This is a genomic window from Maribacter litopenaei (assembly GCF_025244665.1).
In the GTDB taxonomy this organism is placed as follows: Bacteria; Bacteroidota; Bacteroidia; order Flavobacteriales; family Flavobacteriaceae; genus Maribacter; species Maribacter litopenaei.
The window spans coordinates 794,264-807,182 of record NZ_CP104205.1; the positions used below are offsets into that span (position 1 = coordinate 794,264).

16 protein-coding genes and 1 pseudogene are annotated in these 12,919 nt (G+C 41.6%); 7 read left to right on the forward strand and 10 right to left on the reverse strand.

Features of this window, described 5'->3' with window-relative positions:
• Nucleotides 1–9: 9 nt before the first annotated feature.
• Complete coding sequence (locus NYZ99_RS21285) at nucleotides 10–522, reverse strand: molybdopterin dinucleotide binding domain-containing protein (protein WP_338039299.1); 513 nt, start codon at nucleotides 520–522, stop codon at nucleotides 10–12.
• Nucleotides 488–2,320, reverse strand: a complete 1,833-nt coding sequence (locus NYZ99_RS04140) for an FdhF/YdeP family oxidoreductase (RefSeq protein ID WP_338039300.1) — start codon at nucleotides 2,318–2,320, stop codon at nucleotides 488–490. Before NYZ99_RS04140 ends, NYZ99_RS21285 begins: the two co-directional genes overlap by 35 nt.
• A gap of 458 nt (nucleotides 2,321–2,778) precedes the next feature.
• Between NYZ99_RS04140 and NYZ99_RS04145 the strand changes: the two genes are divergently transcribed.
• A complete protein-coding gene (locus tag NYZ99_RS04145; RefSeq protein ID WP_260573716.1) occupies nucleotides 2,779–3,660 on the forward strand; it encodes a phosphoglyceromutase in 882 nt (293 codons plus the stop codon).
• Between the two features lie 216 nt (nucleotides 3,661–3,876).
• On the opposite strand, the gene NYZ99_RS04150 is transcribed toward NYZ99_RS04145, so the two are convergent.
• Complete coding sequence (locus tag NYZ99_RS04150) at nucleotides 3,877–4,086, reverse strand: hypothetical protein (protein ID WP_260573718.1); 210 nt, start codon at nucleotides 4,084–4,086, stop codon at nucleotides 3,877–3,879.
• A 314-nt stretch (nucleotides 4,087–4,400) separates the two neighbouring features.
• Between NYZ99_RS04150 and NYZ99_RS04155 the strand changes: the two genes are divergently transcribed.
• From NYZ99_RS04155 to NYZ99_RS04180, 6 genes and pseudogenes are all read left to right on the forward strand, one after another.
• Nucleotides 4,401–4,769, forward strand: coding sequence for a galactokinase family protein (locus NYZ99_RS04155; RefSeq protein ID WP_260573720.1), 369 nt, complete (start codon nucleotides 4,401–4,403; stop codon nucleotides 4,767–4,769).
• Complete coding sequence (locus tag NYZ99_RS04160; RefSeq protein WP_260573721.1) at nucleotides 4,748–5,017, forward strand: hypothetical protein; 270 nt, start codon at nucleotides 4,748–4,750, stop codon at nucleotides 5,015–5,017. The genes NYZ99_RS04155 and NYZ99_RS04160 overlap by 22 nt, the downstream gene beginning before the upstream one ends.
• A gap of 11 nt (nucleotides 5,018–5,028) precedes the next feature.
• Nucleotides 5,029–5,502 carry a hypothetical protein gene (locus NYZ99_RS04165; RefSeq protein WP_260573729.1) on the forward strand — a complete coding sequence of 158 codons (474 nt, stop codon included), beginning with the start codon at nucleotides 5,029–5,031 and terminating at the stop codon, nucleotides 5,500–5,502.
• A gap of 55 nt (nucleotides 5,503–5,557) precedes the next feature.
• Nucleotides 5,558–6,876, forward strand: a pseudogene (locus NYZ99_RS04170) (Gfo/Idh/MocA family protein).
• Between the two features lie 72 nt (nucleotides 6,877–6,948).
• Nucleotides 6,949–7,167, forward strand: coding sequence for a LacI family DNA-binding transcriptional regulator (locus tag NYZ99_RS04175; RefSeq protein ID WP_260573731.1), 219 nt, complete (start codon nucleotides 6,949–6,951; stop codon nucleotides 7,165–7,167).
• 25 nt (nucleotides 7,168–7,192) lie between these two features.
• Nucleotides 7,193–7,894 (forward strand): substrate-binding domain-containing protein, encoded by a 702-nt coding sequence (locus tag NYZ99_RS04180; RefSeq protein ID WP_420845181.1) that lies wholly within the window; start codon nucleotides 7,193–7,195, stop codon nucleotides 7,892–7,894.
• 114 nt (nucleotides 7,895–8,008) lie between these two features.
• On the opposite strand, the gene NYZ99_RS04185 is transcribed toward NYZ99_RS04180, so the two are convergent.
• The 7 genes from NYZ99_RS04185 to NYZ99_RS04215 form a co-directional block, all read right to left on the reverse strand.
• A complete protein-coding gene (locus NYZ99_RS04185) occupies nucleotides 8,009–8,401 on the reverse strand; it encodes a hypothetical protein (protein ID WP_260573734.1) in 393 nt (130 codons plus the stop codon).
• A 105-nt stretch (nucleotides 8,402–8,506) separates the two neighbouring features.
• Nucleotides 8,507–9,088, reverse strand: a complete 582-nt coding sequence (locus tag NYZ99_RS04190; protein WP_260573740.1) for an efflux RND transporter permease subunit — start codon at nucleotides 9,086–9,088, stop codon at nucleotides 8,507–8,509.
• Nucleotides 9,085–9,432, reverse strand: coding sequence for an efflux RND transporter permease subunit (locus NYZ99_RS04195; RefSeq protein ID WP_260575327.1), 348 nt, complete (start codon nucleotides 9,430–9,432; stop codon nucleotides 9,085–9,087). The genes NYZ99_RS04190 and NYZ99_RS04195 overlap by 4 nt, the downstream gene beginning before the upstream one ends.
• Nucleotides 9,433–9,443: 11 nt before the next feature.
• Nucleotides 9,444–11,060: an efflux RND transporter permease subunit gene (locus NYZ99_RS04200; protein ID WP_260573743.1), complete on the reverse strand. Its 1,617-nt coding sequence runs from the start codon at nucleotides 11,058–11,060 to the stop codon at nucleotides 9,444–9,446.
• Entirely contained in the window at nucleotides 10,981–11,646 is a 666-nt protein-coding gene (locus NYZ99_RS04205; protein ID WP_260573745.1) for an efflux RND transporter permease subunit, read from the reverse strand. Before NYZ99_RS04205 ends, NYZ99_RS04200 begins: the two co-directional genes overlap by 80 nt.
• Nucleotides 11,647–11,652: 6 nt before the next feature.
• Nucleotides 11,653–12,024: a permuted SH3 domain-containing protein gene (locus tag NYZ99_RS04210; protein ID WP_260575333.1), complete on the reverse strand. Its 372-nt coding sequence runs from the start codon at nucleotides 12,022–12,024 to the stop codon at nucleotides 11,653–11,655.
• Nucleotides 11,948–12,859 carry an efflux RND transporter periplasmic adaptor subunit gene (locus tag NYZ99_RS04215; RefSeq protein ID WP_260573747.1) on the reverse strand — a complete coding sequence of 304 codons (912 nt, stop codon included), beginning with the start codon at nucleotides 12,857–12,859 and terminating at the stop codon, nucleotides 11,948–11,950. The genes NYZ99_RS04210 and NYZ99_RS04215 overlap by 77 nt, the downstream gene beginning before the upstream one ends.
• Nucleotides 12,860–12,919: the final 60 nt, after the last annotated feature.

The following is a 12,919-nucleotide window of genomic DNA, read 5'->3' on the forward strand; positions in this document are numbered from 1 at the left end:
CTGCAAGGGTTACTTGAAAACCCTATACCGATTTTTCCAAATGTACGATGATGGACTTGCTAATGGGTGTATTGCTTTTATCCGCATAGTGGTTGTGGGGAACCACCATATTTGCTTCGGAAAATAGGCCCCAAGGTTGCCTTGTGGTATGTTGTACGGAACAATCAAGAATTTATTAGCGCGCCGCTCGACCGAATCGTAGTTGCTGACTATATCTGTAATGTCCAAGGTTTTGTAGCCAAACTTCTCCATATCGTTAGGATTCATAAAAAGCACGCGGCGTTCATTTTTTATACCCCTATATCGGTCGTTTAGACCATAAATGGTTGTGTTGAACTGGTCATGGGAACGTATGGTCATCAATAGAAACTCATTGGGTTTTAAATGGTGGTCGGCCAATTTGCAGATACTGAATTTGGCTTTTCCGTTTTTCAATTTACTGAAATCCAGTTCTCTAACATTATTGGGTAAATAATAGCCTGTTCCTTTAGAAGCCTTTTGGACAGATTCGAATCCCTTCAAAGTCTCGGGACATTTTTTTTCTGATACTATCATAATTGGTACCCAAACCAGCCCAATCTACAGGATGGCCATCATTAAAATAGGCATTTGCAATTCCCCCTATAATTTCAGGCTCACTTTTTAAATGCTCTGATTTTGGTTTTAGTACACCTTTGGTTCTATGTACCTGGCCCATGCTGTTTTCCACGGTTAGGAAGCGGTCCTTACCTTCAAAATGGTCCTTTTCAGACCTGCCCAAGGTAGGAAGAATTAGTGCCGTTTTTCCAGTAACTAAATGACTTCGATTTAGTTTGGTACTAATTTGTACCGTGAGTTCACAATTTTGAATGGCTTCCGCGGCATATTGGGTATCGGAGACGGCAGATACAAAATTTCCCCCTAATCCTATAAAAATCTTGGACCTTCCCTCGTGCATAGCTTCCAAGGCTTTTACCGTATCCAATCCTTCCTTGTCCGGAGGTATAAAACCGAAGACGCGTTCTATGGTTTTGTTCAATTCTGTTGAAACATGGTGCATAATTCCAACCGTCCTATCACCTTGAACATTACTATGCCCTCTAACGGGACAGGTTCCAGCCCCAGGCTTTCCTAGACTTCCCTTCAGTAATAATAAATTGACACATTCTTTTATGTTATCGACACCATTTTTGTGTTGGGTGAGACCCATGGCCCAACAAATGATGATCTTATTTTTCTTGGCTAAAATAGAGACGGCTCGGTCAATAGCTTTTTCAGGGACACCACATCGTTCCAAAAGCTCGCTTTCGGAATAGTGGTCTAAATCTTTTAATAGGTCTTCAATTCCTTGGGTATACGTTTCAATAAAGGCATGGTCGAATACCTTTTCACCACTTTTATCCAAATGGGCCAACTTTTTCAGAATCAATTTCAATAAGGCTACATCTTCATTGATTTTTACCTGAAGATGGATATCCGTTAAAGAGGTGCCTTGAGTAATTCCTGATAGGGACTGTAGGTCCTTGAACTTGATCAAACCCGCTTCTTCCAAAGGATTAATACTGATGATTTTTCCACAGTTCATTTTGCATTTTTCTAAAGCGGATAGCATGCGAGGGTGGTTGGTACCTGGATTTTGTCCAATGACCATGATGACTTCAGCCATGTCAAAATCCTCCAACTTTACGGATCCTTTTCCAATTCCCAATGTCTCGGACAAGGCAACACCGCTACTTTCGTGGCACATGTTGGAGCAATCGGGCATGTTATTGGTGCCAAAGGCACGAACAAAAAGTCCGTACAGAAAGGCCGCTTCATTGCTAGATCGCCCGGAGGTATAAAAAATAGCTTCGTCAGGAGATTTTAGTGTTTTAAGATGATTGGCAATCATTGAAAACGCTGTTTCCCAGCGAATGGGCTCATAGTGTACGGAATTTTCTTTCAATAACATTGGTTGTGTCAACCTTCCGCTTTTACCAATCTTAAAGTTCGACCATGTGGAAATTTCCTCCACGCTGTATTTTTTGAAAAAATCGGCATCCACCTTTTCGTAGGTCGCCTCTTCTGCCAAAGCTTTTGCCCCGTTTTCACAATATTCCCCGAGTTTCGAAGGTTTTTCAGGGTCCGGCCATGCGCAGCCCGCACAGTCGAATCCCTCTTTTTGATTCATTTTGGAAAGGGTTCCTAAAGCTTCCAAAGCCCCCATTTCTTTAAATGTATGTTGTAATGCAACTTTGATACCCGGGAATCCTGCGGCAAAATCTTTAGCATGGGTAAGTTCTATCCCAGTGAATTGTGCATCGCCTACAAGTGAAATATTTCGTTTGATCGGGGAGGACATAAATTAAATGTTTCCCACTAAGGTATTATAAAGAAGAGAAAGAAAAGGTCACCAATAGAACAGTCTTTGAATTAGTTGGAATCGTTTCCTTCCTCTATTTCAGCAAGTCTAACATCGTTTTGTTGGTCGATTAATGTGGAACTGTCTTTAATAACAAATTCAGATACCAAGTCGGTTTCCTTATTACAGGAGGTTGAAACTACCAAAAGAAAAAAAGAAAACAATACTAGGGCAGGGAACTTAGAAAGGCGTATTTTCATTTAATATGCTGACTATAAATGAGTAATTGGTTCTTTGGTCGGCCAAAAATATATTTTGAATTGATTTTGACGATTAAAAGAGCAATTTTTTCGATGAAATGCACACAAAAAGTTATCAGTACTAATTGTTAATAACTTTTGGATCCGACAAGAAAGTGGGTTTCTTAAGTTTAATGGGGTAAATGAATTAAGAAAAACATGAAGGTTAGAATATCAATTATACTCATATTGTTGTCTTTCGGCAGCCAACAATTAAAATCGCAACAGGAGAACACAAACGTTGTTCTGATAACGATGGACGGCTTTCGATGGCAAGAACTTTTTACAGGAGCTGATTCTCTCTTGGTGGCAAATACGAATTTCGTACATGATACCACCGAATTGAAGGGGCAATTTTGGAAAGAATCTCCAGAAGATAGGAGAGCGGTATTAATGCCATTTATTTGGAGTGAGGTTGTGACCATGGGACAAATTCATGGAAACCGTAAACTGGGTAGTAAGGTGGACTTGACAAATTCCATGTGGTTTTCCTATCCAGGCTATAATGAGATTTTAACCGGAAGGGCGGATGATGAGCGGATTACAAGTAATGATAAGATTCCCAATCCAAATAAAACGATTCTAGAATTGGCGAATTCAGATGCAAGGTACAGGGAGAAAGTGGCCGCATTTGGTAGCTGGGATGTTTTCCCCTTTATCGTAAACGAGGAGCGATCTGGGGTTACGGTCAATGCGGGATTTGATTTGGCCGATGGTGAGAATCTTTCAAAAAAAGAACTGTTCTTGAATGAGTTGCAACCAAAAGTGCCGAGTCCTTGGGGTTCTGTTAGGTTGGACGCTTTTACTCATTATTTTGCCTTGGAGGAAATGAAAAAGAATCGCCCCAAATTGGTGTATATCGCCTATGGGGAAACGGACGACTTTGCCCATGATGGGGATTATGGCGCGTATTTGAAATCTGCCCATATTACAGATATGTTCATTAAGGAATTGTGGGAATTCGCGCAATCGGATTCGGTTTACCGCGACAATACACTTTTTTTGATTACTACGACCACGGTCGTGGTACGTTTCCCTTAGATACATGGAAAGGACATGGATCCGATGTCAAAGGAGCAGGAAGTGTTTGGTTTATAGCCTTTGGAAAGGGTGTGGAATCAAAAGGGGAGATTAAAGTGAATGAACAGTTATTTAGTAACCAAATTGCGCCAATCATTATGCGACCTTGAGTTTGCCTATCGATACAACACATATGAAAGGGGAGATATTGGAGCTATCCAAGCTTTAAGTGCTAGACTACAGATTAACTTGAATTTCTCTAACCTTTATGGATTGTTCCCGCAATAGGTTCTCGAAGATGATAACCGTTCTTTCTTGATATTCTTCAGGAATTCTACCACCGATCATCCAATTTTTTTTGATGAATCTTTTATCGTCCAGTTTGAACTCACTGCAAAGACAGGTAAGTGCCGCTTCGCGGGTAGTGTCGTTCATGTTACTGAACATGGTTTTGATATTTTTTATCATCGGTATAGATGGTCGGTTACCAAATATAAATAATTATTAAAACCGTAGCCCTTTTTTTAATCAACAGGTTTTTAACATTGCTGCTATATTAGCTAAACCTAAATGCTTGATTTAAAATAGATAAGGTTCCTCTAGCTTTGTTTAGGCAGATTTCTTCTGTCACCGTTTTATTTTAACTTAATTTGTGTGCTCGAACACAATTTTGTATCATTGCCAAGGTTCAAGCGTTTTTTTGAAGAAAGAGGGTCGTGTTTTGAGCTTGACAATTTGGAAAAAATCAAATCATTTGATTAGTGGGAACTAAGGAAATTAAAATAGTGGCGCCTGGAAGGACCTGTCTCTTTGGAGATCATCAAGATTACCTTGGACTGCCCGTAATTGCCTGTGCCATAGATAGGCATATTCTTCTGAATGCGATTCCCAATGATTTGGAGGTTTTTAGAATCCGAATGAAGGATATCGATGCCGTGAGAAATATTCCAATTTCTGAAAATTTCGAGCATTTGGAACCTCGTGATTATTTCGGTTCTGCCCTTAGGGTCTTAAAAAGAGAGGGTTGTGTACCAAGTAGGGGTTATGATATAGATATTTCCGGGAATATTCCTATTAATTCGGAAATTCCAGTTCATCGGCAGTGCTTTTGGCCTGGATACAGTTTCTGATAGCCGCCTTCGGTATCAACCGTCCTGTAAGTCAAGAATATTTGGCAGAACTTGGATATAGGGCCGAAATCCTTGAGCATAAGGAACCTGGTGGAATGATGAACCACTTTAGTATTTCCATGGGGGGGTTGGTATATATCCAAACAAAGCCACCTTTTAAATGCAGTCATATCGGTTCTCAATTGGAAGGTATGGTTACTGGGGTTTCAGGTGTTCCAAAGGAAACAGTAGGGCTTCGGGAAGGGTAAAGGGAAATGCCATGAAAGCTATTGAAATCATTTCAGCACATCATAAGGATTTCGATATAGCAAACATATCCGTTTCAGATATGAAAAGCTATAATCCTTTATTGCCCCTGGAATTGGTTCCTTATTTTGAAGCGGCAGTCGAAAACCATCAGATTACCCAAAGGGCTTTGGGCGAATTTCAAAAACCCGTTTTAGACCTATCGGAAATAGGCAGGTTAATGACGGCACATCATATCCTATTAAGGGATAAATTAAAAATAACCGTGCCTAAAATCGATACCATGATCGGGGCTGTCTTAAATCAAGGTGCTTATGGTGCTAAAATTGTTGGCTCCGGTGGCGGGGGAAGTATTGTTGTACTCACAAAACCGGGAACTGAAACTCAAATCATAAACGCTCTTTTGTCCGTTGGGGCGAAGGAAGCATATCCTATAAGGGTCGACTCCGGGCTAAGAACCCAAAATACGGCCAATACTAATTTTTAAATTATTATCAAGATGAACTCAAAATCCAGTAAGAAATTTTATTAAATCAACCTCCATGGCTGCCACGGGAGCGGCCCTTTGGCCTCAAATCTCTATGGGAATGAATTTTCAGGCACAAAAGCTCCGTGTGGGTATGATAGGGGTAGGTCTAAGAGGAACCAATCACCTCAGCAACTTGTTGATGCGTGATGATGTCTTGGTAACAGCCATCTGTGACATAGATCAAGCCCGCATAAAAATTGCGTTGGATATGATTTCTGAAAATGGGGATGCCAAACCCCAGGTTTTTGGAAAAGATGATTTGGACTACAGAAATCTTTTGGAGCTTAAAGAAGTAGATGCGGTAATCATTGCGACCCCTTGGCTATGGCACACCCGTATGGCCAAGGATGCCATGCAAGCAGGCAAGTATGCGGGGTTGGAAGTATCTGCAGCAAATACCATGGAAGAGTGTTGGGATTTGGTGAATACCCATGAGCGTACCGGAACCCATATGATGATCTTGGAGAACGTGAACTATAGAAGAGATATTCTTGCGGTATTGAATATGGTTCGTCAGAATATTTTTGGGGAATTGGTACATTTTAGATGTGGCTATCAGCATGATTTAAGGGGGGTGAAGTTCAATGATGGAAAAGAACCCTATGGTAAGGGAGTGGAATTTGGGGAAAAAGGCATTTCAGAGGCTAGATGGCGTACACAACACTCCTTGTTGAGAAATGCCGATGTATATCCCACCCACGGAGTAGGGCCCATTGCTGCCATGTGCGATATCAATCGGGGAAATAGGTTCGTATCGCTTACATCCCACGCAACCAAGGGTATTGGGTTGCATAATTATATAGTGGCAAAAGGGGGCGAAGATCATCCAAATGCCAAATTAAAATGGAAGCAGGGGGATGTGATAACTACCACAATAGATACTTCCAATGGGGAGACCATTATTGTTACACATGATTGCAACCTTCCAAGACCTTATTCATTAGGTTTTAGGGTACAAGGCGCGAACGGCCTCTCGGGAAGTGGATGGCAACCGTATTTATATTGAAGGTCAATCGGAGCCCCACCGATGGGACGTTGCGGATGAATGGCTTAAAAAATATGATCACCCACTTTGGGTAAAATATGGGGAATATGCCAGTGGTGCCGGTCACGGTGGTATGGATTTCTTTGTGATAAACGCTTTCGTTGAATCTGCTAAGGCAAATATAGCCCCGCCTATGGATGCCTATGATGCTGCGGCTTGGAGCGCTATTACCCCATTATCCGAACAGTCCATTGCCAATAATGGGGAACCTCAGGATTTTCCGAGACTTTACCCGGGGCAATTGGGTAAAAAGGAAACCTTATAATTGGATTAAGGATACATATTAATCAGTAATCCTTTGAAAATCTTGTTTTCAGATTCTAAGAATTTCCAAAACTTTTCTATTCTTTAAAGTTGACATGGAAAAAAGAAACTACACCATAAAGGATATTGCGGCCCTAGCCGATGTGTCAAGGGGCACGGTAGATCGTGTAGTCAACAAAAGAGGCAAAGTTTCGGAAAAGGCCAGGAAAAAAGTGGAGGAGGTTCTTGATAAAATTGATTACCGTCCTAATTTGATTGCCAGGTCTTTGAAGAATCATAGGATCTACACCATTTGGATTTTAATGCCGAGATGATAGCAAAGATTTATACTGGCAACAGATGAATCATGGTATAAGGGAGGCTTATGAAGGATTGGAATCCTTTGGAATGGCCATTAAACCTGTACAAATGGGAAATACTCCTGAGGAGTATTATAGAAATTTCAATGCTGTTTTGGAAAACAATCCGGATGCCTTGGTTATCGTACCCTTTTTTACGGAGACCTGTATTGACCTGTATAGAAAGTTGGAGGGAATGGAAATTCCTTTTGTACTGTTGAATTCACCGATCAATAGTGTGAATTATAGTTCTTTTATCGGTCAGGATTATGTACAGAGTGGGCGGACCGCTGCCTACCTAATGGATATATTGACAAAGGAAATAAGGGATGAACGAAAATTGTTGATACTAAACATGGATGTTCAGACCGAGAATAAGACCCATGTGGAGGAAAAGGAAATGGGATTCTTAGACTATTTTAAAGAAAATCACCAATCTACTAAAGTGGAAATTTTAAGTTTAGAAGATGTATTTGATACAGACCTTTTAAATTCAAAAATAAGCCAAGTAGATGGATTGTTTATCACCAATTCGAAGACCCATATTGCAGCACCCGTGATACGTAACCACCCTTCAGTAAAAATTATAGGATACGACATGATACCTGAAAATATTGAGCTATTAAATGAAGGTGCAATTGATATTCTTTTAAATCAGAATCCCGAGACTTCAAGGGTATCATGGTATATCGATTATCTCTGAATATTTATTGTACCAACGGGATATGCCTAAAAATAAATTACTGCCTATTGATGTTCTAACGAGGGAAAATATTTCAGGATACCTATAAAAGGTATTAAATACCTTTTCAAAGGGTTAGGAAGCCTTCTTAATCTCTACCTCGTTGAGCAAGAAACCAATATTTTCAATATTTGCAACGTGATAACTGATCAAACGATTTAAGGACATCATATAGCTTAGCTGCTTTGAATCTTTTTTATATCCGTTTTGGGTAATAATCTCATGTAAATTTTCAGTTATTTCATTTACAATGGAGTCTGTCGTATTTCCTGGATTCACGTTGATATGGCGAAGTGTTTCGGCGATTTCAACTTCGTTTTTACAACTTAGCTTTAAGTAGTCCTCAAGAATGACTTTTCTCCGTTCACTTAGAAAACTGATATCGCTGTCGTTAAAGTAATTGTTCACCTGTTTGGAAATAGCATATAGGTTGCTAAGTTCCTTTCCTAATAATTCTTCTTTATTCATGATTTTGTCATTTGCTTTGAAACAATTTACAGGAACTACCTGATCTTTAGTAATGCAAAAGACAATTTTAATAACGCTGAACCTTCACAGACCCTACCACTTGGTCTAAGCTTCGAGCACATCGACCCGTTTTACGGTACTACCCTTTTTACGTAGGAGTTTAATGTCTTCCAAGATAAGGTAGAGACAGGGTACGATGACCAAGATGATCGTAGTGGCAAAAACAATCCCGAAACCTAGGGAAATGGCCATAGGTATCAAGTAAAAAGCCTGACTGGAAGTTTCTAAAATTATGGGTGCCAATCCTCCAAAGGTCGTCATCGTTGTAAGGATAATGGGTCTAAACCTACGTAGCCCGGCTTCATGAATGGCTTCGTAGATGGAGTCCCCAGCCAATCGACGTTTATTGGCATAATCGATCATAATGAGCGAGTCGTTTACAACCACCCCGGAAAGGGCAATTACCCCCATAAGACTTACCAAAGAAAGGTCGTACCCCAATAAGATGTGTCCAATTACGGCTCCGACAATTCCAAATGGAATGGCCGTCATCACAATCAAGGGCTGCGTATAACTGCTAAAGGCGATGGCGAGTAAGGCATAAATCAGTAACATGGCTATGGAAAAACCTGCCTTTAAAGTGTTGGTGCTTTCCCTCATATCTGCCTGACTACCTTCAAAGATCATGTGGTTCCTGGAAAATCACTTCTCAATTGTGGCAGCACTTCCTCTTGCATGGAAGCCAATACCCTGCTTACTGAATTAGCGGGTTCCACATCCATACCTACATTTACCACCCTTCTTCCATCTCTTCGATTGATACTTGTAAATGCTTCCCGTTGCTCAACTTCTACTACATCCATTAGGGGTACTTCAATTCCGTCAGAGGTGCGAATAAGAAAGTCTTCTAGGTTTTTTATGTCCTTACGCTCTTCCAGGGGAAGCTTTACTCGAACCTCTATTTCGTTCATGCCCCTTAGTTGGCGCATAGCCAAGGCCCCAAAGAAACCGTCCCTAACCTGTCTTCCAATTTCATCGGAAGTTAGGCCCGATTTCTTCCTTGTGGAAGCAGCTTAAAATCATACTGTAATTTCCCCTTATTATAATTGTCGGTAACATCGCGCGTATTGGAAAAAGCTTTCATCCGCTCAACAAAAGTGGCACTTGCACGTTCCAAAACATCAATATCGGAATGGCTTAAGTCGACACTAATTGCCTGTCCGGCACCCCCTGGGCCACGCTCCGCCTCAAAGGTGATTTGATCCACACCTTGAATGTCACCGATATTATCCCGCCAAAGGGCAATCATTTCCCCGGCCGTGATATCACGCTGATCCGGTGGTAACATCACGATTTCTACATCAATGAAGTTTTGCCCCCTTACATTTGTCTTTATTCCCTCCGCCACTTCATAAAGGTTATGTTCCTCGAACATCCGTTGCGTAGCATCTGAAATCTCTTTGGCCACCTTGGCAGCCTGGTCCGGGGTAGTGCCAACAGGTAGTCTTACCCCACATTCAATTTCGTCCGCAGCGACCTCCGGCATCATGATCATTCCCATGTGACCGCTATACCCATATCCGCCAACAATCAATAAAAGGGTTACTGCTGCACATAAGGTAATATATCTATATTGAAGGCATTTGTCTAGAATGGGACGATATCTATTCTCGATAAAATTGTCAAAACCTGTGGCAAAGGAACGTTGCCACCCCTCTAATTTTCGGACCCATTTATTTTTAGTTTCTTCTTTTTTCAAGTGGGCCAAATGGGAGGGAAGGATAAATAGGGCCTCTATCAAGGAAACCGAAAGGATAACGATAACTACTGCGGGCAGCGGCTGCCGGAATTTACCCGTTTCCCCGGGCATAAAGAGTAAGGGTACAAAAGCAATAATGGTGGTTACGATGCTGAAAGTTACCGGTAAGGAAACATCCTTGGTTCCCGCGATGGCCGCCTTCATAGGGCTCAGACCCTTTTGACGGTACTCGTATACGTTTTCACCCACTACGATGGCATCATCCACAACAATTCCTAAAACCACCAAAAAACCGAACATGGATATCATATTGACACTTATGCCTATCAGTGGAAGTAATATCATCCCCCCTATAAAGGATACCGTCATACCCATCATGACCCAAAAGGCCAATCGATATTCAAGGAAAAGGGTAAGAATAACCAATACGATAAGAATGGCCAACACCCCATTTTCCGTTAATAGCGAAAGGCGCTCTTCATAGTCAGCGGCTCGGTTACTATCAGTTCTGTATTTAATGCCAGGAGGTAATTGAAAATCATCTAAAATACCTTGGACTTCTTCCGCAATCTTTAGGGGGGATTGATCTCCGATTCTAAAAATTCGAAGTTCCACATAATTTTCTTGATTGAATTGCCCATGAAAGCCTACTTCTTCAAAACCGTCCGTGATAGTGGCAATATCCTTCAATAGCAAATTGGCGCCATCATTGGAGGAGACTATGGTAATGTTTCCGTATTCATCGGCCCATTGTTTTCGCTCCTGCATCCTTAATAATATTTCACCACTTTGGGTTTGTACGGCCCCTGCCGGAACATCGTTACTGCTTTGTCTTATGATGTTCGCAATTTGACCGAGAGTGAGATTGTATTTTTGAAGGTTGCGTCTCGGGAATCTCAATGCGAGTTTCGTATTCAGGTACATTTCCCAATTCTACCTGGGTAATTTCAGGATTATTTAATAGGATAGTCCTTAACCTTTCTGCCAATTGTCTTAGTGTCCAAATATCGGCACTACCAAACAACCCAATTTGAATTACGTCCCTTTGCCTGTTTTGGAGCGTCACTTCGGGTTCCTCGATATCATCGGGGAAGGTACGTATACGGTTGATGGCCTGATCGATATCCTGAAAGGCCTTCATTCTTTCGGTTCCCGCTACTAGCTCTATGGTAACTTGTCCTGAACCTTCTCTAGCTTCGGATACAATTTCCTTAATTCCATTGACTCCACGTACGGCTTCCTCAACGGGTTGCAATATACCCTGTTCCACTTCAGCTGGGGAGGCACCTGGGTAGGCTACGGAAACCTCAACAAAATCTAATTGAAATTCAGGAAAAACCTCTTTTTGAATAGTATACATGGTGAAGATACCTCCTCCCAACAATAATAACATCAGTAGATTGGTGGCGATGGAGTTGCGAGCCATATAGGCAATGGCACCTTCTTTTCTTGGACTCTCTTTTTTAATTTCTTCCTTTTCTTCCATGGTTTTTTATTCTGTCGATTCCTGGATATTCTCACCTTGTGTACGTAATCCGATGCCGTTGCTAACCGTACTTAAATCGGTGCTGACTACTTTGTCACCCGATTCCAACCCATTTGATATATAGGCATATTGATCATCTGTTAGAGCAACGTTCACCTCGCGAATTTCCAATTTATTATCCTTCATCACCCACACAGTTTGGCCGGTACGCACAAGCCCTTTGTCTAGTTCGACCACATTTTCTATAGGATTTGCATTGATGTATACTTCCACGAAAGAGCCTATAATCAACATAGGTTTATCAGCGGAGCTTGATTTTTGACCAAGGGGATCTTCCACACGCACCAATACCCTCGCCAATCGTGTTTGTCCGTCCAAAGCACCAATTTGGCGGTCGAGATAACCTTGTCTGTACGTGCCATCTCGGCCAAGTGGTTGAATTTTCTATGCGTACAGGTGAACCCATATCCGTACTGTTTTTCGGAAATTTCAGCCATTGTAGTTTGGCTACTGGGACTGTGGCATTCACCCAGTAATAATCCGTACCTACAATTCTTCCCAAATTATCTCCCTGTGATACTTGAGATCCCGTTGATACGTTTTGGGTAAGAATATGAGCATCAAAAGGTGCCCTTATGGTAGTTCTCTCAAGATTCAATTGTGCTTGTTTTAAGGACGCTTTGGATGCTTCTATAGTCGCCTTAACGGCATTAAGCTGGGGTTTTCTGAGCACTAGTTGACGTTCTTCTTCAGATAAAGGATTGCTGCCAAACAACGAGTCATCCACAATAAGTTGAAGGTCTTGGGAGGCAATTTGTTGCCGACCCATTTCAGTATCCAACGTAGTTTGCGATTGCATGAGTTCACTTCTCCTCAGTTCTAGAGTATTCTCATAATCAGAAGGGTCTATCTGAAGTAAAACTTGGTTCTTCTTAACGTATCCACCAGGTGTAAATGCGGGGTCCCTTCTGATGATTTGACCTGATACTAGCGGACTCAACTGAACATCCTCAACGGGCTGTACCGTACCAGTGGCTACGATTACCGGCTCAAAGGTTCCTTGCTCCACTTCAGTGACATCGACCAACATAGCCGTTTCTACGGTGGCACCCTCCGTCCGGGCTTCAGGTTCGGTAGAAAAAATGAGCATTGTTACTGCCACCCCTGCCAGCAATATTCCCAAACATATCCACAGTATTTTTTTATTAGTCATATCTATCTCGTTTTTTCCATTTCAATTTCACGGTATGTTTCAAACCCGCCGGCCAAAGCG